Source organism: Kitasatospora sp. NPDC004669 (assembly GCF_040609455.1).
GTDB lineage: Bacteria > Actinomycetota > Actinomycetes > Streptomycetales > Streptomycetaceae > Kitasatospora.
On the sequence record NZ_JBEXKB010000012.1, the window covers coordinates 113,449 to 133,898 of the forward strand.

General features: G+C 73.9%; 29 protein-coding genes. 1 reads left to right on the top strand and 28 read right to left on the bottom strand.

Going from position 1 to position 20,450, the window contains the following annotated elements; genetic code table 11:
- Positions 1-198: 198 nt before the first annotated feature.
- From ABZW30_RS13180 to ABZW30_RS13260, 17 genes are all read right to left on the bottom strand, one after another.
- The gene (locus ABZW30_RS13180) at positions 199-588 is read right to left on the bottom strand and encodes an ATP-binding protein (protein WP_355671173.1); all 390 of its coding nucleotides are present in this window, start codon (positions 586-588) and stop codon (positions 199-201) included.
- A 32-nt stretch (positions 589-620) separates the two neighbouring features.
- On the bottom strand, positions 621-974 hold the full coding sequence (locus ABZW30_RS13185; RefSeq protein ID WP_355671174.1) for a hypothetical protein: 354 nt from the start codon (positions 972-974) through the stop codon (positions 621-623).
- Between the two features lie 2 nt (positions 975-976).
- Positions 977-1,861 carry a hypothetical protein gene (locus ABZW30_RS13190; protein WP_355671175.1) on the bottom strand — a complete coding sequence of 295 codons (885 nt, stop codon included), beginning with the start codon at positions 1,859-1,861 and terminating at the stop codon, positions 977-979.
- A 3-nt stretch (positions 1,862-1,864) separates the two neighbouring features.
- Positions 1,865-2,278, bottom strand: coding sequence for a hypothetical protein (locus tag ABZW30_RS13195; RefSeq protein WP_355671176.1), 414 nt, complete (start codon positions 2,276-2,278; stop codon positions 1,865-1,867).
- Positions 2,279-2,306: 28 nt separating this feature from the next.
- On the bottom strand, positions 2,307-2,465 hold the full coding sequence (locus ABZW30_RS13200) for a hypothetical protein (RefSeq protein WP_355671177.1): 159 nt from the start codon (positions 2,463-2,465) through the stop codon (positions 2,307-2,309).
- The gene (locus ABZW30_RS13205; RefSeq protein ID WP_355671178.1) at positions 2,462-2,737 is read right to left on the bottom strand and encodes a hypothetical protein; all 276 of its coding nucleotides are present in this window, start codon (positions 2,735-2,737) and stop codon (positions 2,462-2,464) included. Before ABZW30_RS13205 ends, ABZW30_RS13200 begins: the two co-directional genes overlap by 4 nt.
- 144 nt (positions 2,738-2,881) lie before the next feature.
- Positions 2,882-3,592 carry a hypothetical protein gene (locus tag ABZW30_RS13210; protein ID WP_355671179.1) on the bottom strand — a complete coding sequence of 237 codons (711 nt, stop codon included), beginning with the start codon at positions 3,590-3,592 and terminating at the stop codon, positions 2,882-2,884.
- The gene (locus ABZW30_RS13215) at positions 3,589-4,302 is read right to left on the bottom strand and encodes an RNase adapter RapZ (protein ID WP_355671180.1); all 714 of its coding nucleotides are present in this window, start codon (positions 4,300-4,302) and stop codon (positions 3,589-3,591) included. The genes ABZW30_RS13210 and ABZW30_RS13215 overlap by 4 nt, the downstream gene beginning before the upstream one ends.
- Before the next feature lie 127 nt (positions 4,303-4,429).
- Positions 4,430-4,672, bottom strand: a complete 243-nt coding sequence (locus tag ABZW30_RS13220; protein WP_355671181.1) for a hypothetical protein — start codon at positions 4,670-4,672, stop codon at positions 4,430-4,432.
- Between the two features lie 193 nt (positions 4,673-4,865).
- Complete coding sequence (locus ABZW30_RS13225) at positions 4,866-5,879, bottom strand: hypothetical protein (RefSeq protein WP_355671182.1); 1,014 nt, start codon at positions 5,877-5,879, stop codon at positions 4,866-4,868.
- Positions 5,880-6,066: 187 nt separating this feature from the next.
- The gene (locus ABZW30_RS13230) at positions 6,067-6,423 is read right to left on the bottom strand and encodes a hypothetical protein (protein WP_355671183.1); all 357 of its coding nucleotides are present in this window, start codon (positions 6,421-6,423) and stop codon (positions 6,067-6,069) included.
- 123 nt (positions 6,424-6,546) lie between these two features.
- Positions 6,547-6,789: a hypothetical protein gene (locus ABZW30_RS13235; RefSeq protein ID WP_355671184.1), complete on the bottom strand. Its 243-nt coding sequence runs from the start codon at positions 6,787-6,789 to the stop codon at positions 6,547-6,549.
- Positions 6,790-6,868: 79 nt separating this feature from the next.
- Complete coding sequence (locus ABZW30_RS13240) at positions 6,869-7,630, bottom strand: hypothetical protein (RefSeq protein ID WP_355671185.1); 762 nt, start codon at positions 7,628-7,630, stop codon at positions 6,869-6,871.
- Between the two features lie 99 nt (positions 7,631-7,729).
- Positions 7,730-8,368 carry a hypothetical protein gene (locus ABZW30_RS13245; RefSeq protein WP_355671186.1) on the bottom strand — a complete coding sequence of 213 codons (639 nt, stop codon included), beginning with the start codon at positions 8,366-8,368 and terminating at the stop codon, positions 7,730-7,732.
- A gap of 121 nt (positions 8,369-8,489) precedes the next feature.
- Positions 8,490-9,218, bottom strand: coding sequence for a hypothetical protein (locus ABZW30_RS13250; protein ID WP_355671187.1), 729 nt, complete (start codon positions 9,216-9,218; stop codon positions 8,490-8,492).
- Between the two features lie 90 nt (positions 9,219-9,308).
- Positions 9,309-9,671: a hypothetical protein gene (locus ABZW30_RS13255; RefSeq protein ID WP_355671188.1), complete on the bottom strand. Its 363-nt coding sequence runs from the start codon at positions 9,669-9,671 to the stop codon at positions 9,309-9,311.
- 49 nt (positions 9,672-9,720) lie between these two features.
- Positions 9,721-9,915: a hypothetical protein gene (locus ABZW30_RS13260; protein WP_355671189.1), complete on the bottom strand. Its 195-nt coding sequence runs from the start codon at positions 9,913-9,915 to the stop codon at positions 9,721-9,723.
- A 140-nt stretch (positions 9,916-10,055) separates the two neighbouring features.
- Between ABZW30_RS13260 and ABZW30_RS13265 the strand changes: the two genes are divergently transcribed.
- On the top strand, positions 10,056-10,199 hold the full coding sequence (locus ABZW30_RS13265; RefSeq protein ID WP_280684927.1) for a hypothetical protein: 144 nt from the start codon (positions 10,056-10,058) through the stop codon (positions 10,197-10,199).
- A gap of 30 nt (positions 10,200-10,229) precedes the next feature.
- Here ABZW30_RS13265 and ABZW30_RS13270 read toward each other — a convergent pair whose 3' ends face one another.
- The 11 genes from ABZW30_RS13270 to ABZW30_RS13320 all read right to left on the bottom strand — a co-directional run bounded on the left by ABZW30_RS13270 (position 10,230) and on the right by ABZW30_RS13320 (position 20,416).
- Positions 10,230-11,675 (bottom strand): transfer protein, encoded by a 1,446-nt coding sequence (locus ABZW30_RS13270; RefSeq protein ID WP_355671190.1) that lies wholly within the window; start codon positions 11,673-11,675, stop codon positions 10,230-10,232.
- Position 11,676: 1 nt separating this feature from the next.
- Positions 11,677-12,510 (bottom strand): hypothetical protein, encoded by an 834-nt coding sequence (locus ABZW30_RS13275; RefSeq protein WP_355671191.1) that lies wholly within the window; start codon positions 12,508-12,510, stop codon positions 11,677-11,679.
- 115 nt (positions 12,511-12,625) lie between these two features.
- On the bottom strand, positions 12,626-13,132 hold the full coding sequence (locus ABZW30_RS13280; protein ID WP_355671192.1) for a hypothetical protein: 507 nt from the start codon (positions 13,130-13,132) through the stop codon (positions 12,626-12,628).
- A gap of 14 nt (positions 13,133-13,146) precedes the next feature.
- Positions 13,147-15,291 carry a hypothetical protein gene (locus ABZW30_RS13285; protein WP_355671193.1) on the bottom strand — a complete coding sequence of 715 codons (2,145 nt, stop codon included), beginning with the start codon at positions 15,289-15,291 and terminating at the stop codon, positions 13,147-13,149.
- Positions 15,292-15,434: 143 nt separating this feature from the next.
- On the bottom strand, positions 15,435-15,617 hold the full coding sequence (locus ABZW30_RS13290) for a hypothetical protein (protein WP_355671194.1): 183 nt from the start codon (positions 15,615-15,617) through the stop codon (positions 15,435-15,437).
- Positions 15,618-15,621: 4 nt separating this feature from the next.
- Positions 15,622-16,134, bottom strand: coding sequence for a hypothetical protein (locus ABZW30_RS13295; RefSeq protein ID WP_355671195.1), 513 nt, complete (start codon positions 16,132-16,134; stop codon positions 15,622-15,624).
- Between the two features lie 162 nt (positions 16,135-16,296).
- Positions 16,297-16,446, bottom strand: coding sequence for a hypothetical protein (locus tag ABZW30_RS13300; RefSeq protein ID WP_355671196.1), 150 nt, complete (start codon positions 16,444-16,446; stop codon positions 16,297-16,299).
- A gap of 193 nt (positions 16,447-16,639) precedes the next feature.
- Positions 16,640-18,712 carry a hypothetical protein gene (locus ABZW30_RS13305; RefSeq protein ID WP_355671197.1) on the bottom strand — a complete coding sequence of 691 codons (2,073 nt, stop codon included), beginning with the start codon at positions 18,710-18,712 and terminating at the stop codon, positions 16,640-16,642.
- Positions 18,713-18,752: 40 nt separating this feature from the next.
- Complete coding sequence (locus ABZW30_RS13310) at positions 18,753-18,881, bottom strand: hypothetical protein (protein WP_355671198.1); 129 nt, start codon at positions 18,879-18,881, stop codon at positions 18,753-18,755.
- 123 nt (positions 18,882-19,004) lie between these two features.
- The gene (locus ABZW30_RS13315) at positions 19,005-19,784 is read right to left on the bottom strand and encodes a GIY-YIG nuclease family protein (RefSeq protein WP_355671199.1); all 780 of its coding nucleotides are present in this window, start codon (positions 19,782-19,784) and stop codon (positions 19,005-19,007) included.
- Between the two features lie 41 nt (positions 19,785-19,825).
- Entirely contained in the window at positions 19,826-20,416 is a 591-nt protein-coding gene (locus ABZW30_RS13320) for a hypothetical protein (protein ID WP_355671200.1), read from the bottom strand.
- Positions 20,417-20,450 lie beyond the last annotated feature (34 nt).

Here is a 20,450-nt window from a genome sequence, read left to right on the forward strand (position 1 = left end):
GGCGAAGCCAACGGTCAGCCGGACGTACAACCTCCAAGCGGTCATCGACAACTGTCCAGTACCGCACCCCGGACGGCATTCGAATCGGAAACGCTCGCACTTCTCACCTCAGGCTCTGTGAACTCACAACGACCAGCCACAGAGCAACACCCCCCGAGAACCGGCTCCCGACTCCCAACGAAGCGCTCTAACCCAACGTCACGCCACAGGGCCGGGACCCCCCGAGAAGTCGAGCGGGGCGTCTACGAGGACCGCGACCGTGCGCCGCCCGTGGGCGTGGGCGAGGTCGACCAGCTGGAGGCGGTGGTGGCTCTCGCAGCTCACGTTGTCGATGTACGTCGTCAGGCCCCGGCGCAGCCGCATGCTCAGGATCTGGTGCTGGAGGAGCACGGCGTCCGGGGTGCTGGCCTGGTCGCCGGGTTCGGAGACGACGGCGCGCAGCTGGTCGAGGCTGACGATCTGGTGCGGCGGCACGGTGAGCAGCAGCGTGGACTTACCGGAGCCGCTGGCGCCGATCATGACGACGACGTCGCCGGGTTTGACGGGGCCGAGGGCGCAGGGCCGGGTGGTGGGGAGGGTGGTGGTCACGGCGGGTGCCTCCGGGGTGGGGTGGTGGGTGGTCAGACGGCGGCGGACAGGAGCGCTGCGGCGGAGATGGCGAGGACGGCAACGAGTGCGAGGCGGGCCGCCCACTGGAGGAAACACATCTTGCGCTCGCATAGCACGCTGAGGGCGTGGAGGCGGGCGGGGCGGACGTCGTCGGCCAGGGCCTGGCGGATCGCGTCCGGGTCGGTGCAGCGGGCCCAGCGGGAGAAGCCGTTGCTGCGGGTGGGGTCGAGCTTGGGCATGACGACCAGGACCGAGAGCAGCGCGTAGGCGCCCCAGTCGGGCCCGGCGCCGCCGTCGGGGCGGGACAGGGTGACCCTGCCCGCGCCGACGATGTGGCCCGGCGTGGTGCTCGGGCGGGCGGACACGGTCAGCCGGCCTGGGCGAGCGTGTCGGGGTGGGCGTCGTACCAGGCACGCAGCACCGTCTGGGGGATGACGCCGCGGTCGGCGACGGTGTGTCCGTGCTCGGCGCCCCAGGCGCGGATCGCGTTGCGGACGGCCTTGTCGGCCGGCTGTGCCAGGTCCGCTCCCGCCGCCGGTCCGGCCGACCGGGCTGGGGCGGCCGTCGGCTTGCCGGCCTTCGCGTCGCGCAGGGCCTGCTCGGCGCGCTGCAACTGGGCCTTGAGGGTGGCGACCCTGCTCTCGTGGGCGGCGACGGCCTGGTCGCTGGCGCGCTGGGCGAGGAGCTTGCCGAGGGACTGGCGGGCCTGCTCGGCCAGGCGCTGGACCTTCGCCTGCGCGTGCTGCTCACCCCAGGCGAGGAGGTCGTCCACGGCGCTGCCGTAGGGCGAGGCCTGCTCGGCGGCGTCCGGGTGCTGGGCGATGAGGCGCTGCAGGTCGCTCTCGTCCAGGCCGGTGGCGGCCAGGATCTTCAGCGGGCTGTCGCCCCGGTAGCGCATGGACAGGGCGACCTCGCGGGTCATCGGGTCCAGGGTCGCCAGGACGTCGCCCTGCTCGGCCGGCTCGGTGGCGGTGAAGGTGTCGGACACGGTGGTGCCTCCGTCGTGGTGGTCGGGACGGCCGGTGGTGGTGGTACCGGCCGGAGTGGCGAGGTGCGGTGCGAGCCGGGCGAGGTCGTCCTCGCCGCGGGGCAGGCCGAGGGCGTCGAGCAGCAGGACCAGGTCCTCCTCGTCGCGGGCGCTCCGGGCGGTGCGCACGGCGGCGTCGGCGTCCTGCCGGGGCGCGGTGGGGGCTAGATCGATGCTCTCGGCGGCGATCAGAACGGTGGCCGGGTTGGCGGTGTCAGTGGGCATCGGTCAGCCGACGGCGGTGGTCGGCGCGGCAAGGAAGCGCGTGTCCCAGGACGCCAGGATGTAGAGGTCCAGGACCTCCAGGAGCAGCTCGTCGATCGCGCCGTCGCCGGTCGGGTCGTCCAGGTCGGAGACGTAGACGCGCGGCGGGCCGGTCAGGCGCAGGTGGACCGCCAGGCGGCGGGCGGGGGCGTCGTCGGGGTCGACGTCGGCGCGCAGCTCCCAGATCTGGCCGGGGGCGGCCAGGACCAGCGGATCGCCGTCGGAGGCGCGCTCGCACGCCAGGCGCAGCGCGGTGTGCTCGGGCAGCAGGTCGTCGTGCTGGAGGGCGGTGGCGGCGCGGCGGATGACGGCGGCGGCCAGGTGCGGGCCGAGGATCAGGTCCAGCGGCACGGCCTGGCCGTGGTGGTCGGTGCTCATGCTGCGGTCCTCCTCGGGGTGGTGGTGCTCAGGGCGGCCAGGAGCTGGGGCGGTGCTCGGCGGCCAGCGGGTCGGCGGCGACCGGCGCCGACCGCGCGGTGCGGCGGCGGGCCGGCGGGGCGGGGCGCTGGGGGACGAGTTCGGCGGCCAGGCGCCGGTCGAGGTCCTCGGGCAGGTGGGTGCTCACCGCGGGCCCGCCTTCCTGGGGGTGACGGGGGCGAGCAGCAGGTGGTGGAGGAGGGAGGCGTCGTTGCGGGCGTGGATGGCGGGCATGCCGCAGCACCAGCAGTCGGCCTCCGGGCCGGACCAGGCGACCGAGCAGGTGTTGCAGGCGTAGCGGGCCCGGCTCGGGCGCGGGGCCAGTTGGCCGATGGCGCGGATCGCGGACGCCGCGTGCTGGCGCTGGCCCGGCGACGGGGTGGGACAAAGGGCGGGACGGGTGAGGACGGTGGTCGCCATACTGGGTATTCCTTCTGTCTCGTGCTGGAGGGATGCCCGGGTGTGGCCGGTCGGCTGTGGAAGGTCTTGGCCGGCCGCGCCCGGGAGTCGGCTGCGGCCCGTCTGAGAGATCAGGCGGGCCGCGGTGCTGTGTGGGAGGGTGTGTCAGCCCGGGTAGTCGTCCGCGCTGTACTGCGGGGCGCTGTCCCAGGGGTCGTCGTCGGACGACGGGAACGCCCGGAGCGGCACGGTGCCGAGGCAGCGGTGCCGGTAGCCCGGCTCGTACGTGTAGCTGGTGCCAGCGCATTCGCAGTCCTCGCCGTGGGGCAGGCGGTCCCCGCCACCCGGGCAGTCAGCGGGCTCCTGGTGGACCGGCACGTAGATCCCGTCGCCCTGGTCGTCCCAGGTCATGGTCTCCAGGAGCACCCCGGTGCCGCCGCAGCCGCCGGGGCAGTCCGCCTCGTGCGGCTCGTCCGGGCACGGGGAGCCGTCCTCGTCGTAGTCGGCCTCGCCGAGGATCGCGCCGACCCGGCGCAGCAGCTGCTCGGCCTCGCGGGCCCGCGCGGCCGACCCGGGGTGGCCAGCGGCGGACAGGTCGGCGGCCAGGTCGCGGAGCAGGTCCGCGAGGAGCTGGGCCGGGGCCTGCTGCCGCAGGGCTTCCAGCACGTCGGTGGGGTCGGCCCAGTCGCCGGAGGCGAGCCAGTCGTGCAGGTGCCCGACGTCCTCGAGCAGCGGCGGGCAAGGCAGGTCGCCCCACCGGGCCGCCGGCTCGTCCGGGACGGGGACGGTGGTGGCGTGGCGCCGCAGGCGGAGCGTGATTCCGGCGGCGGCCAGTGCGGTGCCGGCCGCGGCGGTCAGGAGTGCGGTGCGCTTCACGCGTCACCGGTCCAGGCGCCGGTCGGGTCGTCGCTGATCTCCGCCGACGGGACGGTGACGGTGGCCATACCGATCTCGACGACCGGCAGGTGGACGTGGCGGTGCGTCACGCCCACGTCCGCGCCGACGTCCCGCAGCAGCTCACCGGCCTTGCGGGCCAGGACAACGCTGCGATGCTTTCCGCCCCTGCAGTAGACGTGCAGGGCGACCGGCCAGCCGGGCAGCGCGGCGGCCTGGGCGAGGACGCGCAGCACGGTCCGCTCGGCGATCTCGACGGCGCCGGGGGTGGCCAGCACGTAGTCGTAAACAACCTGGTCCAGGCCGCTGGCGTGGAGCATCACCTCGCGGACCTCCGGGTCTTCCGGGGGATTACGCAGGGCGGTGGTCAGGTCGAGCGTCAGGGCGTCGCCGAGCGGCGGGTCCTGGTGCAGGACGCCGTAGCTGGTGATCTCCACCCGGGTGTGCGGGGCGATCAACGGGACGAGTAGCTCGGCGATCATCTGGACGTTGCCGCCGACCCAGCTCGTCAGATCCCGGACGGTGCGGCCGGGGTAGTGGGCGAGGCTCTGGGCCGGGTCGGCGTGCTCGCCGGCGGTGCGCAGGTGGCCGATCGCGGCGGCGAGCTGGGCGATCAGCGGGGACTCGATCCGCTCCAGCCGCCGCAGACGGTGTTTGCAGGACTCGGTGGTGGCGGTGGTTTCGGGTGCCACGGTTCTCCGATCACAAGAGGTGATGTCCGGCCGGGCGGCCGCGCCGCGCACCACGGCGCCCCGCTTCCCGGCCCGGCTGGCCAGTGGGCGGGGCGCGGTGGTGGGCAGCGTCAGCGTCCGGCGGCGGTCAGTCCAGTCCGGCGCGCAGCTGGTCGGCGCGGGTCTGGGCGAGCTGCGCGGCCTGGGGGTTGAGGGCGGCGCCTCGGGCCGCGGCTTCGGTGAGGATGCGGATGAGGCTCCGGCGGGTGGCCTGGTCCAGGGGCGGCATGGGGCGGCCGTCGCGCCTGGCGGCCCAACGGGCGGCGAGGGGCTCGAGGTCGGAGAGGTCCGCCCGGTACTGCGGGGCGGCCTGGTCGGGGCTGGCGGTCACTGGTCCTCCGGTTGGGTGCGGGTGCGGTGTCCTGGCGTGGGGCGTTGTGTGGTCCGGCCGGGCGGCCGCGCCGCGCACCGCGGCGCCCCGCTCGCCGGGCCTGGGTGGCTCGGTCGGCGGGACGCTGGCTCGGCCCGGGTGGCCGGGGTCAGTGGTGTCGGTGGGTCGTCAGCAGCCGTATGGGCGTCGGCGGTCAGTTGGCCGCCGGGCTCTCGGTGGCCTGGGCGGCGCGCTTGTCGCGGGCGGTGGTGTAGGAGTCGATCCACGCCTGCGGCTGGTGGCCGAGGGTCTCGGCGTCGTCGAAGGCGAGCTCCGGGAAGTCGCCGGCCTCGAGTTCGCCGTTGATGTCAGCGAGCGCGAGTTCGGTGGTGCGCGGGTCGATCACCCGCAGGACCTGGAGCAGGCGGTGCGCGGTCCAGGCGTGCGCTCCGGCCCGGGTGTGCGCGGCGATTGCCGCGCGGTCCTCGCCGCCGACGACGTCGTACAGCTCCTGGGTGGAGATGAGGACCTGCTTGAGGAGGTTCTCGGTCATGGCCGGTGCCGCGTCGCCGTCGGCCGGCAGCGGCAGGTCGACGTTCGCAGGGGCGCCGTTAGCGATTGACGTGGCCCAGTCGGCGGCGAGCGCGGCGCGGCTCGGCGCCTCCTGTCGGATCTGGCGGACGGGCATCTGCAGGCCGATGAAGTCGAGCCCGGCCAGGACGAACGGCGCCTCGGGCGCGGCCTGGCTGATCTGCAGGTGGCGGCCGGCCTTTGCCCAGCGGGCCAGGTACTGCGTGTCCAGGCCGGCGATGTCGACCGTCTCTGCGGGGCGGTCGAGGTGCTTGCCGAGCAGGGCCTGCCACGGGGCGTGAACGCCGTCCATGGTCGGCACGGCGATGCGGCCCGCGGTGCTGCTCGCGGTCAGCTGGCCGGGTTCGACGGCCAGGTCGACGGTGTCGCGGTGGGTGGGGTGGGACTCGGCCCAGGCGTGCAGGTAGGCGATGTGCACGGCGCCGACGGTGACGGTCCACTCGTCCTCGCAGTCGCGCAGGCGGCGGCGGGCGACGGCGAGGGTGTGGCGGTCGGTGGCGACGGCGTGGAGGTGGGTGCCGTCGTTGGCGACGTGGACGCCGGCCAGGATCGGCGTGCTGCCGGCCGGGCTGGCCATGTGCGGCATGACCTGGCTGAGAGCCTCGGCGAGCTGGTGGGCGGCAACGGTGGTGGTCATTCGGGAGGGTCCTTCCAGCAGGGTGTCAGGAGGTGTGCTGGGTGCGGAACGCGTGCATCACCGGGCGGTGGCCGGAACGGTCGTGACCGGCGGGTGCCGGGGTGCTGGCGGCCGTCGTCGCCGGTGAGGCCGCGACCGGCGCGCCCCCGGCCGGGACCGCGCGGGCGGTCCCGGCCGGGGCGGCTGGTCAGAAGTCGTGGTCGTCGCCGAGTTCGTCCGCGAGTTCGCAGGCCATGTCGTAGCTGTCGCGGAGGTAGCGCGCGGCACGGCGCAGCAGGGCGGGCTGGTCGGCGTCGTGGGCGTGGTGGGCCTCGGTGAGCAGCCGGGCGGCGGACTCGAGCGTCTCGGCGTCCTGGTCGTGGTGCGCCCGGTCGAGGACGGAGGCGGCGTCAGTCACCAGCTCGATCAGCGCGGTGGCGTCGATGCTGGCCGGGTCGGCGGGAGCGGTGGGGTTGGTGTCCTGCTTGGCGATGTAGGCGAGTTCGCGGCCGTGGCGCTGGGCCAGGCTGGCGAAGGTCGGGGTGGCGGTGGCGGTGTTGGGCATGGGGTTGCTCCCTGGTGGAGGGTGTCCGGCCGGGCGGCCGCGCCGCGCACCACCGCGCCCCGCCCCCGGGCCTGGCTGGCACGGGAACGGGGCGTGGTGGTGGGCAGCGTCACGGCCCGGTTGTCAGTGGTGGAGCAGGCTCCAGGCGATCAGCAGGATGAGGCCGATGGTGACCAGGACGGCCTTGGGGGAGATGCCGACGGCGGCTTCCAGGCGCCTGATCTCGGCGTGGATGGCGTCGCATTCGGCCTGGATGCCCGCGTGGGAGGGGCTGCCGGGGGTGAGGCCGGCCAGGATTCCGGAGCGGTGGTGGAGCCGTTCGTAGAGCGCTGCGATGCGGGCTTCGCGGGATATCGCCCAGCTCATCGGTGGTGGTGCCTTCCTGTCGGCGGTGCGGGGGCAAGTGGTGGGGTGGCGGCCGGTGGGCCGCCACCCGGGGGCTGGATCAGTGGCGCTGGTCGAACGGGCCGGACGGGTTCGGCAGCGACGTGAGCCGGACCGGTCCGGGGGAGGGCTGGGGCGCGGGTGCCTGGACGGTGATCTGCGGCTGGACTTCGGTCCGGTTGATCACCAGCGGGCGCAGGCTGAAGGAGATGCCGCGCAGGGCAAGGGCGGAGGCGGCGGCGAGCGCGGCCGCGGTGATGCCGACGGCGACCGTGCGGCCAGCGGGGTCCGTGCCGCTCCAGACCATCGTGACGGTGACGACGGACCAGCCTGTCCAGGCCAGGCGCCAGGTCGCGGCCTGGGAGAAGCAGGCAAGGGCCCCGGCGGCCAGGCCGAAGGTCTTCCACACGCCGTACGCGCTGGCTTCGGTGAGCGGCGCGGGCGTGTGAGAGGCGAGGTAGGCGTGGACGGGGTGGGTGATGGTGGTGGCCAGGCCGTCGCCGGTGCCGGGGATGTGCTCGGGCAGGTGGACAGCACCGATGGCGGCGGCCGCGGCCTGGAGGAGGATGCCGCCGGCGGTGCCGAGGATCAGGAGGCCGAGCGCGAGGGCCACGGTGTAGGTGACGGTGCGGACCCAGTGTTCGGCGCTGCTCCAGTCGTTGATCGCGGCGGTCAGCTCGCGGCGGCGCTGGTCGAGCCAGCCGCCGGGGGCGGTGAGTCGGCGCAGTCGCCGGGCCGCGGCCTCGCGTAGCGTGCTGGCCTGCTGCTCGTCGGAGGAGGTGCCGGGCTGGTGCTGTCCGAACGGGGAGTCGGTCTGGTTCACGGCGTGTTCCTGTTCTAGGTCTGGTGGTGCGGCGGAAGGGCCGGCCGCGTCGTGCGGCCGGCCTGGGGTGCCGTGGTGCGAGGGGGCCGGTCGGCGGGTTCAGCCGTTGTGGTTGTTGATGACCCCGCGCCAGCCGGCGGACTGCTTGCCGATGGTGGTGGTGTGGTTGCGGTGGACCAGGGCCAGGACGGTGCCGGTCGCGCTGGCACCGTCGCCGCTGGCCGTCGCGGACGCCCCGGCCGTCCCGGCGGTGACGGAGCGGAGCTTGCCGAGCAGGCCGGCCACGCCGAGCACCACGGCGGCGACGAGGACGGCGGCCCACTTGAGGAGGTCGCCGAGCTGGTCGGCGTGGGGGGCGACCTCGGCGACGGCGGCGCCGAGCATCCACACCGCCCCGCCGGCCGCCAGGGAGGCGATGGAGCCGTAGAGGACGTACTGGCGTACCGCGAGCGGCAGGCCGGGGTCGACGGCCGGTGCGGCTGCGGGGACGGGGTCCAGGGCGTCGACGGCGCGGCGGCGGTCGGCCAGGCGGGCGGCCATGGCGTCCAGGTGGGCGCTCACGTCGAAGACGGGCACGGCGACGGCCTGGCCGTCGACGAGCGCGGGCACGCACGTGGCGTCCCCGCAGTCCGGGCCCAGCGGCACGGCGACGAGCTGCCCGTCCATGTTCGTCGGCACGTAGCCACGCTCCAGGAGGATGACCTGCGAGTCGTTGTTCGGGATGTCGGTGCCGGGCACGGGGGTCTCCTTCGGGGAAGCGGGGTGGGCGGGGGCGCCGCGGCGCCTTCTGGGGCCGCCGGGCCCAGCCGCCGGGTGGCGGGCGGGTCCGGCGGCCCCCGGAGAGGCCGGGAGCGAGCGGCTACAGCTGGGGAGCCCAGGTGCGGAACTTCTGCGCGAAGGCGAACGGGGCCTGGCCAATCACGCCCAGGCCCGGGGTGTGGCGGGTGCCGAGGACGATCAGCTGGACGTGGCGCAGGTGGGCCTGCAGGGGGATCGACGTGGGGAGCTCGCCCTTGCCCTCCGCCCGCAGGCCGATCCCGGCCGGGCGGCCGGCGCAGGCGATCTCCCCTGCGAGGTGCCGGATCTGCGGGGCGCCGGCGGCCAGGCGCGGCCAGTCGGCGAGGGTGATGGAGATCAGCGGCCGCTCGGGGGTGGGCGCGTAGGGGCCGCTGGTGAAGTCGGTGTCGGCCAGGCGCTGGTTCAGCAGGGCGACCGCCTCGCGCAGCAGGTCGAGGGTCTCGCCGCGGGTGGAGGCGGTGTGGTCGGCCAGGCCGGGGCGGATTCCGTACGGGGCGGCGGCCCACGACTCGATCAGCGGGCTGGTGTGCTCAGCGGCCAGGAGGTGGTCGATCAGCGTGCTGGAGCCGGCGCCGGTGTCGGCGGCGATGCGGCCGTGCACGGCGCCGTCCGCGTCCCACAGCAGCGCTTGGGCCTCGGTGCCGTCGGCGTAGCGGCCGATGGCGACGGTGCCGGTGCGCGGGTCGAGGAGCCGGTCGGCCGGCGGGCGGGGCGCCGGGACGGCGAGCCGGATCCTTTCCTCGTGGTCGCGGGTCAGTTCGGCGTAGCACTCGGTGGCGGTGGTGGTCATGGGGGCGATCCCTTCGGGAGACGGTCGTGCCCGCCGCTCCGGGGTGGGGCGGCGGGCACGGTGGCGGTGGTGGGCGGTGGTGGGCGGTGGTCAGTCGTGGATGCGAGTGGTGCGGCCGAGCGCACTGATCTCGCGGATCAGGCGGGCCGTCTGCGGGGGCTGCTTGCCGCTGCGCGGCTGCCCGATCAGGTACGCGGCCTCGTCCAGGACGACGACGGCGCGCGGCGGGCCGGGCGGCAGCTGCGGGCGTCGGGGCGCGGCGGGCAGCGCCCTGCGGTAGCGCAGCTCCATCAGTGCCCGGTGGGCGGCGAGCGCGGTGACGGCGTCCTCGAAGGTGCACTTGAAGGGCTGGGACCGTACGCGCGGGTCGAGGGATGCCTCGGCGAGGAGCAGGTCGACCGGGCCGACCTGGTGGGAGCCGAGCGGGGTGGCGGTGGCGCGGTGGGTGTTCACGGGCGGGTGTCCTTCCGGGGCGCTGTGGGCTGGTCGGGGTGGCGGTGGGTCAGGAGGCGGCGTTGCTGAGCGCGGTGACCAGGTTGGTGAGCAGCTGGTTGATGGCGGGGCCGGCGCCGGTGGAGGCGAGGGTGAAGCCGAACAGCACGAGCGCCAGGCCGGGCCAGAAGCCGACGGCGCGGCCCCGGTAGAGGACGACGGTGATGACGCCGAAGAGGACGGCGAGGGAGACGGTGACGGCCACGGCTGCTCCTGGCGGGTCGTTGGCGGGTTGGGCGGACAGGCGGGCCGGAGCGGGTGTTTGCTGGCCGGGCCTGGTGGTACGTCAGGTTCGGACTGCGCCCCGCACCGAGCGGTGCGGGGCTTGGAGACGAGGGGGTCGCGATGGCGCACGTGCACTACGCCTGTTGGAACTGCGGTGCGGACAACCGTGTGTACGGCGAGGGCTGCGACTGCTGCGACGTCGTGGAGGTTCCGGAGTCGTGGTTCTGCTGGGACTGCGACGCGGAGAACTTCTGCGAGGACTGACCGGTGCCGCACCTGCCGGTACTGCTGTGGTCAGCCGCGCAGGCCCGTGAGAGCGTTGCGGACGCCGCCGAGGCTGACCTTGCGGCCGCCGTCGGCGTTGACTGCGGCGAGAACCTCCAGGTCATCCAGGTCCTCGCCGTCGGTGTTCTCCAGGACGGCCAGGACGCGGTCGGTGAGGTTGAGGCGGCCGGCGGCCCGCGGCTCGGGGGTGGAGGCGGGGATGACGGGGACCGGCGCGCTGCGCGCCCCCCGACCACCGCCCCGGTTCCCGCCGTTGCCGCCACGGCCCCGGCCGCCACCGCCGTCTTCGGGCTCCTGGAACTTCTCCGGGCAGGCGGCCTGGTAGGCCTCCATCTCGTCCAGCTTCCCCACGTAGGCCTCGCCCGCGTCCTCCCAGGACTCCTTCTCCAACACGGCGTGCGGGCCGTCGCCGTACAGGGCGAGCATCTCGGGGTCCAGGCCGTCGGTCGGCACCGGCGAGCCGACGCGGAAGAACCGCATGCGGGCGGTGGGGTGCAGGCCGGAGAGGTGGTAGCCGCCGCCTTGGGTGCCGGGCCGGTCCTCGTCCGCCTCGGTGTCATCGAACTGGCTGATCAGCTCGACGGCGCCCGCGTACTTGGGGATCTGGGCGAGCTTCTGCCCGGCGGGCAGAAGGCCGTCGCTGACGAGTTGGCGCATCAGGTTGCTGGTCCAGCGCAGCAGGATCACCTCGCCCTCCTTGAGCATGGAGCGCAGGGTGTCGGAGCCGCCGAGCTCCTCGAGGTGGCCGGCCTGGGCGAACAGCGCGATGCCCATGCCGAGCGAGCGGCCGGTGCGGCCGATGTCCTTGATGTAGAAGGTCGCCTCGTCCCGGTAGGGGGCGCCCTTCTCCAACAAGCGGTTGGCCTCGTCCAGGACCATGTACATCAGCGGGTCCGGGCGGTCCATCAGGAACTTCGAGCGCCCGGCCGCCGCGTACCTGACCTCGCGGGCCTTCATGACGTTCCAAAAGACGCGCAGCTGAGCGATGGCGCCCTCCTGCGTGTAGACGCACCAGTCGCAGTTGCCGCGCGCCTCGGGCGCGGACTGACCGCCCTTGAGGTCGGCGTAGAACACGCCGACCCCGGAGCGCTTCATCCCGGCGAGGATGATCTGCCCGCCGGTGGACTTGCCCGCGCCGGTGGTCCCGAACAGCAGCATGCGCTGCGCGCTGCCGGACTTCGGGTCGTACAGGCGCAGCCGGGTGCGGCGCCCGTTGTGGTGGAGCCCGACCCAGATCCGGCCGGTGGAGTCCATGGCCAGGCACTCGGGGTCGGGCAGCAGGACGTCGGCGAGGGGGTCTTCGGGGTAGATGGTGACCAGGCCCTTGCTGCCGTGAGTCTCGACGGCGAGGCGGGCGGGGTCCTTGATGTCCATGGCGTCGGCGAGGCGGGCCATGTCGTAACCGATGACGTCGCCGGGCGGGGCCTGGACGGTCAGCTCGTAGATGAGGCCCACGTCAGTGCAGTTCCTTCGTGTCGGTGTCGATGATGCGCACGCCGGTGATGACCGTGCCGGGCATGCCCTTCGGGGCGATGTTCTTGATCCAGTGCGTGTAGGGGTCGAGGGCCTCCTGGTCGGCGGTGCCCACCGTCAGGCGCCGCACCCCGGCGCCGCGGCCGGCCACCTTCGCGACGCTGATCTCCTCCTCGTCCCAGTCCAGGAGCGCCGACAGGGCAGTGATGGAGATCGTGGGCACCGGCGTACCGGGGACGGCGGCGCGGATCAGCCCGGACATCCCCTTCTCGCCGGTGCGCTCGACGTCGGTCAGCACGGTGCCGGGGGCGACACCACCCTCGACGGCGACCCGCTGCGCCCACCAGATCGACATCGGGTGGGTGGAGCCGGCCGGGACGAGGGCGGCGGCCTGCTGCTCCTGGACCTGCTGGACGGCCTCGGGGGTGAGGGAGCGCTCGCGGCCAGCCAGGACACGAGCCATGCGGGCCGGGCGGACCTTCCAGGTAACCACCGCCCACGCGGCATCCAGCGCAAGCTCCCACCAGCGCAGGCCGTGGACCAGGCGCTCGGTGACAAGCAGTCCCGCCGCGCTGACGGGGGCCACGAGGTAGAGGGCAGTGGCGGCGTCACGGATGCGGCCCTTGGGCAGGGTCGCCGACCAGATCAGGCCCCACACGGTGGCGGCGCCCGCACCGCTGATCGTGACGACGAAGGGCAGGGCGTCGGTGGAGAGCGCGCCAGCCGCAAGTCCCGCCGTTCCGGCGAGGGTCGCGGTGCGCCCAACGTAGCCGCGGGCGACGGCGATGCGCCCGCGCAGCGGGCCGAGGGACATCATCGGAGGGGGCTCCTTCGCGGGTGCCGCCGGGGAAGCGGCGGGGTTTCGGGTGTGCGAAGGGGCGGCCGGCGCGGACCCGTCAGCGGGGGCGGCACCGGCCGCCCCTGGGGTGGGGTCAGCGGTTGGCGTAGAACTCGCGGTCGGCCATCTCGCCTTCCTTGGCGGCGATCGCGTCGTCGACCGGCCCGTAGTCGGCCTCGTGCGCGTCGGCGGTCTGCTGGAAGAGGGTCGAGAGCTCGGCGGTGGCGGTGGCCATGGCCTCGGCCTCGTCGAGGACGGAGAGCATGACCGCAGCAGCGTCGCGGTGCTCGGCAACGGTGTCCCGGTCGACGTTCATCCCGGCAGCCTGGTCCGCGAGGCGCTGCACCGACTCGGCGCAGCCCTCGACGTACTCGTAGGTGCCGGTGACCTTCTCGGACAGGTAGGCCAGGCGCACCGCGGCGATGGCGAGCTGGGCGACGACGATCCCGTAGCTGACGGCATCGTGGATCACCTCGCCGGCGGAGGCGAGCGCGCCGCCGGTGGAGGCGACCTCGGCTCCGGGGGCGGGCCGCTCGGTGGGGGCGTCGTGGACGGCGGCCGGGGCGTGGCTTGCGACCGGCGCGAGGTCGGTGTCGGACATCGGGCTGGTCCTCCTTACTTCTCGTGGTAGTCGCGCTCGGCGGGCGCGGCGTGGCCCATGTCGCGCGTGGTGTCGGCGACCTGCTTGTCGCGGCGAGCCGCGTTGGTCCCGGCGACGGCGATGGCCTCGGCGGCGGCCGGGATCTTCTCGGCGACCGAGTCCGCCTTCGCCTTGACCTCCTCCGCGTTCTCGATCAGGGAGGCGACCATGCCCTCCAGGACGCCCGGCACCTTCCGGTCGACGACCTTGGCGTGCAGCGCCTCCAGGCGGCCGAGCAGCTTCTCGCAGCCCTCCGCCGCCTCACGGGCGTCGTCGGCGCCCTGCAGGATCTCCTCCGCCATGTCGGCATCCGCCTCGATGACGTCGTGGATCGTCAGCTCCGAGTCACCCTGGTACTGGGTTCCGTACGCCGCTCTGGGCACGGGGATGGTCACGGGTCGTCCTCCAACGGGTGATGCCGCAGGCATCGGGATCGGGCGGGTAGTGCCGGGCCTCGCATGCGGGCTGCGATGCGGGGCACGGGGCAGCGCGGCCTGGCCCCGGCCGATGGCGGGGGCCGCTCTGTCGGGGTCGGGCCGGTCGTAGCGGCGCACCTTGACGCCCGGGCTGTGGACCCAGCCGGGCGGCGGACCGAACCCGTCCGCGCCCGCACCGTCGGCCTGGCCCGTCGGGCCGGTGCCGTAGTCGCGGCGGGCCCGCTGCGCGCGGCGGACGTTCGCACGTTCCGCGCGCTCGCGGGCCTTCCGCGCCCTCCGTTCCTGCTGCTCCCGGCGCTTTCGGGCCTTGCGCTCCTGCTGCTCGCGGCGCTTTCGGGCCCGGAGGTCGTCCGGGCTGCCGGGGGCGGTGGTGCCGGGCCTGCGCAGCCGCCAGGGCCGCGAGCCGCTCTCCCCGCCCGGGGTGAACACCCGTCGGAACCGGCGGCCGGACCGGGCGCCGGCCGACGCGGTGCCCGCGGTGCCCGTCCCCGTTCCGGCTCCCGTCCTCCCGGGCCGCACGACGAGTTCGGTGCTCGGCGTCGTCGGCTTCGACGTGTCCGCCGTGCCGTCCTTCGCCGTGCTCGCCGTGTCCTTGGGCTTCTTGCCGTTCAGGATCCGGTCCACCGCCCGCTTGCGGACCGCGCCGCGGATGGTGGTCGGGGTGGCCCCGCCTCCGCCGTGGGTGCCAGTCGGCTTCCAGGTGCCGGTGGTGATCCGGTCGGCGACCCGGCGCCGCGCCGCCCCGCGCACGGTGTCCGGCCCGGCCGGCTGCCGCTCGGGCTTGCCCGGCCGGTCGCCCGGCCCCTTCCGGTCACTTCCCGGCTGCTTGTCCTTCGGGCCGTTCAGGATCCGGTCGGCGGCCCGCTGGCGGGCCGCTCCGCGGATCGTGTCCGACCCGGCCGGCTGCCGTCCCGGGCGCTGCTGACCGCCGTTCAGAGAACCGTTCCGGGAGCCGTTTTGGGCCCCGAAATTCCCTTCTTGGCGGCCCTTGCGGCCGGAGTCCTCCAGGGCCTTCCTGCGAGCCTCCTGGACCCTCCTGGGCCCGGTGCTGCCCGCAGGTCCCGGACGCCCGCCCTGGGGGCCTCCACGGCCCGTCTCGGGCTTCTTCGGCTGCGGACCGCCAGGCCCCGTCTGCCCAGTGGACCGGAACGTCGAGGGCACCTGACTATTCGGACGACCCGAATTCGGGGAGGAATTCGGCCCGGAATTCCGGGAGTTCCGACCGAATTCAGGACCTGACTGCACGCGGCCCCGCTGCTGCGCCGCCAGGGCGGCCGCGCGGGCCCTTTCCAGCTCGGTATTGGCCTTTCCCGTGGCCGCGTTCTGCTGGTCCCGGACGGCCTTGAAGTGCTCCGCGCGGGCCTTCAAGTAGGCGACCGCGTGATAGGCGCCACGCAGCGCGGCGACCGTGATTCCCGCCATCATCACGGTTGACATCGAGGCGACCCCGGCGAGCGAGCCGTCCCCGGCGGCCGAAGCGGCCTCCATTCCGTGGACGGCGGTTTCCGCATTCCCGCCGAGTGCGGGCCCCTCGGGAACGGACAGGGACGCGGGCGGGGCGAATTCGGTGGTCAGCGGGGCCAGGGTCGGCAGCCCGTCGCCGGGGCCGCCCTCGCCCACGACCCCCGGCAGGGTCAGGCCGGGGAGGCCGATCAAGGTCCCCCCGGTGGTGTCGTCGGCCATCCGGCCGCCTCCAATCGTTCGTCACTGTCCGTCACCGATCCGGGGCCCCTCGCGTGCGCGCACAGTGCGCGCACGTGGAGACCCCGGATGACGGCATCGCGGCGGATTCGGTGAGCGCGAAGAGTCACCCGCCAGCCGGGCCGTCAGGAGCCAGCGCGGGCCTGCGTCCACGCGGTGAGCATCCGCACCAGGTCCGCCCACGCCGCCTCGTCCGGGCCAGCCATCGTGCGGGCCAGGTCCCACAGCGCCTGCGCCCGGTCGGAATTCGTCGCGGTCGCCGCGATGCGCTGATTCCAGTGAGCGAGCTGCCCGGGAGTGAGTGCCATGGATTCACGCCTCCTTCAGGAAATCCAGGAACGTCGCGGCGGGCTTTTCCTGCGCGTTTCCGTCACCGTTTCCGTTCTGGTCGGCGGAGAATCCGGCGGCGATTCCGTGCAGGTTCGCCGCCGTGTTCACGGCCTGCATTCCCTGGCCGTTCTTGATTCCGGCCTTGTGGGCCTTCTGAAGCGCCTTGGCGGTCGCGCGCTTCTCGCGCTTGACCGGGAGTTCGACATACAGCCTGTTGTAGGCGGTGTCGATCTTTCCGGCCTCGTTCACGGCCGCCCGCAGGTGCTTTTCCAGGGCAGCCATCGGCCGGGTCGCGCGGAATGCGCGGACCTTCGCCTCCAGCGGCTTGTCGCCGTCGATGTGAATGTCCTCCAGGGCCGCGCGGTACTCGCTCAGCAGCCCCTGGACCTCGTTGGCCATCTTCCGCAGCCGCTCGCGTTGCTGCGCGGCGTAGAGGTTGGTGCCCTGCGGCTTGAGCAGGTGCTCCGACGTCCACCCATTGTGGTTCTGGGACATGTGTTCTCCAGGTGATGTTGTGGACCCGGGCTCCGGCCGGATGTCCGGGTCGCTGCGGTGGTGCTCGGCGCCGGGGCCGGACGCCTTCGCCGGCCGCCGGAAGCCCTGTCGAGGGCCCGGTGACCAGCCGAGATGTCCGGATCTCGGTGGGTGGGAGGTCGGTCAGCGGCGACGCAGCCGCGGGTGGCACCACCAGCAGCCAGCGCCGTGGTCCCGCCCGCGGGCGTGGACCAGGAACAGCGGGGTGGTCGCGGCCAGAACGACGACCAGGACCACCAGCACGAGGCCGACCAGGTACTCCAGGGTGTTCATCGGGGGCTCCTTCAGCGGGGCGAGGCTCTGTACGGTGGTGCTCGGCGCCGTCGGCGCCGTCGGTGGCCACCAGGGCGATTCCCGCGCCCTGGTGGCCACCGGAGAGACCGACAATGCGTTGCTCTCCGTGATCGGCTTCACCGAGCCGCAGCCGTGCGCCGCTCTGCTGAGAGCGGTGGGAGCGGCCCGGTTCTCAGCCGGTCTGCGTGTAGCGCTCGCGGGCGGTTTCAAGGCGGCGCCAGGCGGTGGCCTGGCTCTTGCCGGTGACCTTGATCGCCTCGTCGAGTGAAACCGTGTCCGCGCCCTGACGGCGGATCATGAGAGTCACGAGCGAGGTGACCTGAGCCTCGATCTCCGCGTCGCTGGCGGAGGGGCGCTTCCCGCTTTCACCGCCGCGCTTGACCAGCGCGGCGCCGCGCCCGCTTTCACGGCCGCTTTCACGGCCTGACCTGGCGTTATCAGCGACGGCCGGGCCGCTTTCAACGAGCCTCATCGGGCGGCCGTTCTCACCGCTCCCGCTTTCACCCGGGTCGGTTTCGTAGACGCCCGGCTCTCGCGGGTCGAACGGGTCGGCCGGTGAGAGCGGCGAAACCGCCCCGCCCGGCTCGGTGAGACCGGCCCCGGCGACGACGGCGCTCTCACGGGCCGGGGCGGCCGGGGCGGTTTCACCGCCGCCGTTCTCGCCGCGCTTTCCCTTCGGCTTGTCGGTGATCTTGTGGAGGCGCCACATCACCCACGGGGCGATGGCGGCGACACCCACGATCAGCCACCACAGAGCGTGACCCTTGTCCGGGCCGGTCTTGACGACGCCGAACAGCCCGGCGTTGGCCAGGTGGTAGGTCGCGTTGGCCAGCACCATGAGGATCAGCGCGCCGGGCACGTCCCGGTGCCGGCGGAACGCCTGGACGACGTACACGTCGATGCCGAGCGGCAGCGCCCACGCCACCCACCACGGCCAGCCAGCCAGCTGCGCCAGCTCGAACTCGCCGGACGCGGTGAGGGTGATCGTCGCCCACAGGGCGATCTTCGGGCCCCACTTGTCGGTGCGGTCCTCCCGCACCCGCTGCCGCTCGATCAGCTCCTCGGCCTTCGCGGCCTCCGCCCGGCAGGCGTCCACCCGGGCCTGCGCCTCGGCGTGCTGACGAGCGCCCTCGGCCAGCACCTCGCGCACCCGCTGCTCGGCCCGGGCCACTGCGGCGTCGGCTTCCGCCTCCGCCTGTGCCCGGTGCTCCTTGGCCTCCGTCTCGGCTTTCGCGACCACGCCGGACGCCTTGGCCTGCGCCCGGGCCATCACCTCGGCGACGTCCTCCTCGGCCTGCGCACGGGCGGCGTCCAGAACCTGGTCCGCCTCCGCCCGGCGCTGCTCCGCCTCCGTCTCGGCCTCGGCGGTCAGGTCGGCGACACGGCCGCGGGCGTCGTCGAGCAGCCGGACGGCCATCTCCTTCGCCTCGTCAACCTCACCACGGGCCTGCTCACGCAGCTCGGCGGCCTCAGCCTCGGCCTCCCCACGCATCCGGGCCGCGCTCTCCCGCCGCTCCTTCGCGTCGGCCTCGGCGACGGCGACCAGATGCTCGGCGCGCTGCCTGGCCTCGGCGACCAGGTGCTCGGCGTGCTCCCCCGTGGCCCGCGCCTCCTCCTCCGCCTGCGCCTTGACCTGCTCGGCCTCGGCGATGATCTGCTGCGCCCGGTCGCGGCCGGCGGCCACGATCCGGTCGTACTCGGCCTCGGCCTCGGCCTGCAGCTTCTCGGCGGCCTGGCGGCGCCGGGCCACCGTCTGCTCGGCGGCGGTCAGCTCGCCGTCGGCGATCGTGCGGGCCCGGGCCACCGTGTCCTCGGCGGCCTGAACCTGCTGCTCCGTCAGCGCCGCCAGGCGGGCGACCGCCTGTTCGGCGGCGGTGCGCCGCCGGATGGCATCGGCAAGCTCCTCGCGGGCGCCGGCCAGCTGGTGCTCCAGGTCGGCGGCCGCCGCCGTCGCCTGCTGCTCGGCACCGGCCAGGACGGCGTCGGCCTCAGCCCGGACCTGCTTCGCCCGCACCTCGGCCTGGGCGACCTGCTCGCGAGCCTGCGCGAGCAGCTGGTCGGCGTCGGCCTGCGCGGCGGTGCGCAGCTGATCGGCCTCGGTGCGGGCCGCTTCCAGCAGCGCGTCGGCGGCGGCCGGGTCGTGGGTGGCGGGCACAGTGGTGCTGGCCGGCACGGTCTTCGTCGTCGGGACGGCGGGCTTGGCCGCGATGGTACGGCGAGCGGGGTTGCGGGTGCGGGCAGCCACGGCGGGCTCCTCCTCCATATATGTGCGCGGGGAACGCGGGTCAGCGGTGGAGCCAGGCGACGCGGTCGGCGTTGCCGTCGGCGTCCATCACCAGCCGGACGTAGCGGGCCCGGTGGCCCTGGAACTCGACGACGGTGTCGCAGACGGCGCTGCGCAGGCGCTCGAACATCAGGGGCTTCTCCTCTCTGGTCCCGCCGGAGCCGGCGGGCGGTGCGTCGGGCACCGTCGAACGCCGTCGCCCCGGCCCGATGGTGCTGGGCGCGGGGCGACGAAGAACGACAACCGACCGACGTCAGGTGGCGTGCGGGGCCGAGGTCGGTGCCTGTGGCGGGTCGGTGGGCCCGGCCTCCTCAAGGCGGCGCCGGACACTGCGAATCCGGTCGCCAACCCAGGTCTCGCGCTTGTTGAACTTCCGGGAGAGCTGGCCGACATCAGGCATCCCGCCGGCCCTGACGATGTCTGCGATCTCCTGCTCGGCCTGCGCCCGCTGCGCCTCCCGAACCTGTCGCGGAACCCTCGTGCCGGCACTGGCCCGCGCCGGCGCAAGATGCTGGGCGGGCTGCACGAACAGCTGGCCGTGGCTCTTGTCACCGACGAACCGGACCAGCTCGGGCGACAGCTCGAACCACTCGCTGTCGTCGATCCGGTAGGTGTCGAACTTGGCGTGAAGTGCCCGCTCCAGGCTCAACCCGCCGTGCAGAAGCAGGAGGACCGCGTCCTCTCGCAGGGACAGCGCCCGGACACGGGCACGGATCCCGTTGGTCTGGCCGATCTTCACCCGGCCGCCGTTAGCAAGGAAGTACACCAGCGGCGAATGCCGCTCGCCCTCCGGCCACTGCGCGGTCTGGGCGCTGTCCACCAGGTTCGCCTCGGCCTCGGTCAGCACCCGGGTGCGACCGGCCGAAGCGGTCCGCGCCTCATGGAGCAGCATCTTCAGCAGACTCGGGACGATCACCAGGCCGACCTCGATCTCGTGCTCGTAGCACAGCGCGACCGGTTTGGTGATCACTGCGGCCTTGCCGCACAAAGTGCCCTCGTCCAGCGAGGCCTGGCAGGTGTGATGAGTGGTCATGCGCGAAACGTTCTCGCCCATCTCGGACACCTTGGTCGCTTTCAGGCCCGCTCGGTGGTCAGCCGGGTCACGTCCAGCACCAGCTCCAGGGCCTCGGCCCAGACGCGCAGGTCGCTCGCCGCCCTAGTGGCCCGGACCGCCCGGTAGCCGGAGGTCAAGTCGTCCAGGGCCGCCTTGGCGTTGCGGTACGCCTCGGCCGGACGGGTGTGCTCCTCCTCGGCCAGGGCGGCGATCACGCGGCGGGTGCCGACGTTGATCCGCACGGCCAGGTCCCGCAGCGTCGCGTCATAGGCCCCGTCGTTGATGGGGTGGTTGGCCGCAGCGGCGATCCGCAGTCGGGTCCGCTCGGCGAACTCCTCGACCAGCTCGGCCAGGCCGAGGCGGCCCTTCGCCGCGGCGACGCGCTCGCGCAGCATGACGATCTGCTCCGGCTCGGCGGGCTTGCGGCGGCCGAACTGGGCCTGGGTCAGGGCGCGCTCGGCCTCGATCAGGTCCATCTCGCGGGCCAGGCGGGCGGACCGCCAGGCCACCCGGTTGTCCAAGGTGTTCAGCCAGGCCAGCAGCTCACCGAGCGCCGCCAGCGGCATCGGCGAGGCCTCGGTGCGGTTGGCCATCCAGGTGGGAAGCGCCATCGGAGGTGTCCTCTCTTATAGGGGCGGTGCGTCG

Bases quoted from the DNA above. Each gene is read 5' to 3' on its own strand.
- ABZW30_RS13190 (WP_355671175.1), bottom strand. From the start codon at position 1,861: ATGCCCACTGACACCGCCAACCCGGCCACCGTTCTGATCGCCGCCGAG.
- ABZW30_RS13195 (WP_355671176.1), bottom strand. From the start codon at position 2,278: ATGAGCACCGACCACCACGGCCAGGCCGTGCCGCTGGACCTGATCCTC.
- ABZW30_RS13205 (WP_355671178.1), bottom strand. From the start codon at position 2,737: ATGGCGACCACCGTCCTCACCCGTCCCGCCCTTTGTCCCACCCCGTCG.
- ABZW30_RS13225 (WP_355671182.1), bottom strand. From the start codon at position 5,879: ATGACCACCACCGTTGCCGCCCACCAGCTCGCCGAGGCTCTCAGCCAG.
- ABZW30_RS13230 (WP_355671183.1), bottom strand. From the start codon at position 6,423: ATGCCCAACACCGCCACCGCCACCCCGACCTTCGCCAGCCTGGCCCAG.
- ABZW30_RS13235 (WP_355671184.1), bottom strand. From the start codon at position 6,789: ATGAGCTGGGCGATATCCCGCGAAGCCCGCATCGCAGCGCTCTACGAA.
- ABZW30_RS13250 (WP_355671187.1), bottom strand. From the start codon at position 9,218: ATGACCACCACCGCCACCGAGTGCTACGCCGAACTGACCCGCGACCAC.
- ABZW30_RS13265 (WP_280684927.1), top strand. From the start codon at position 10,056: ATGGCGCACGTGCACTACGCCTGTTGGAACTGCGGTGCGGACAACCGT.
- ABZW30_RS13275 (WP_355671191.1), bottom strand. From the start codon at position 12,510: ATGATGTCCCTCGGCCCGCTGCGCGGGCGCATCGCCGTCGCCCGCGGC.
- ABZW30_RS13280 (WP_355671192.1), bottom strand. From the start codon at position 13,132: ATGTCCGACACCGACCTCGCGCCGGTCGCAAGCCACGCCCCGGCCGCC.
- ABZW30_RS13285 (WP_355671193.1), bottom strand. From the start codon at position 15,291: ATGGCCGACGACACCACCGGGGGGACCTTGATCGGCCTCCCCGGCCTG.
- ABZW30_RS13290 (WP_355671194.1), bottom strand. From the start codon at position 15,617: ATGGCACTCACTCCCGGGCAGCTCGCTCACTGGAATCAGCGCATCGCG.
- ABZW30_RS13295 (WP_355671195.1), bottom strand. From the start codon at position 16,134: ATGTCCCAGAACCACAATGGGTGGACGTCGGAGCACCTGCTCAAGCCG.
- ABZW30_RS13300 (WP_355671196.1), bottom strand. From the start codon at position 16,446: ATGAACACCCTGGAGTACCTGGTCGGCCTCGTGCTGGTGGTCCTGGTC.
- ABZW30_RS13310 (WP_355671198.1), bottom strand. From the start codon at position 18,881: ATGTTCGAGCGCCTGCGCAGCGCCGTCTGCGACACCGTCGTCGAGTTC.
- ABZW30_RS13315 (WP_355671199.1), bottom strand. From the start codon at position 19,784: ATGACCACTCATCACACCTGCCAGGCCTCGCTGGACGAGGGCACTTTG.
- ABZW30_RS13320 (WP_355671200.1), bottom strand. From the start codon at position 20,416: ATGGCGCTTCCCACCTGGATGGCCAACCGCACCGAGGCCTCGCCGATG.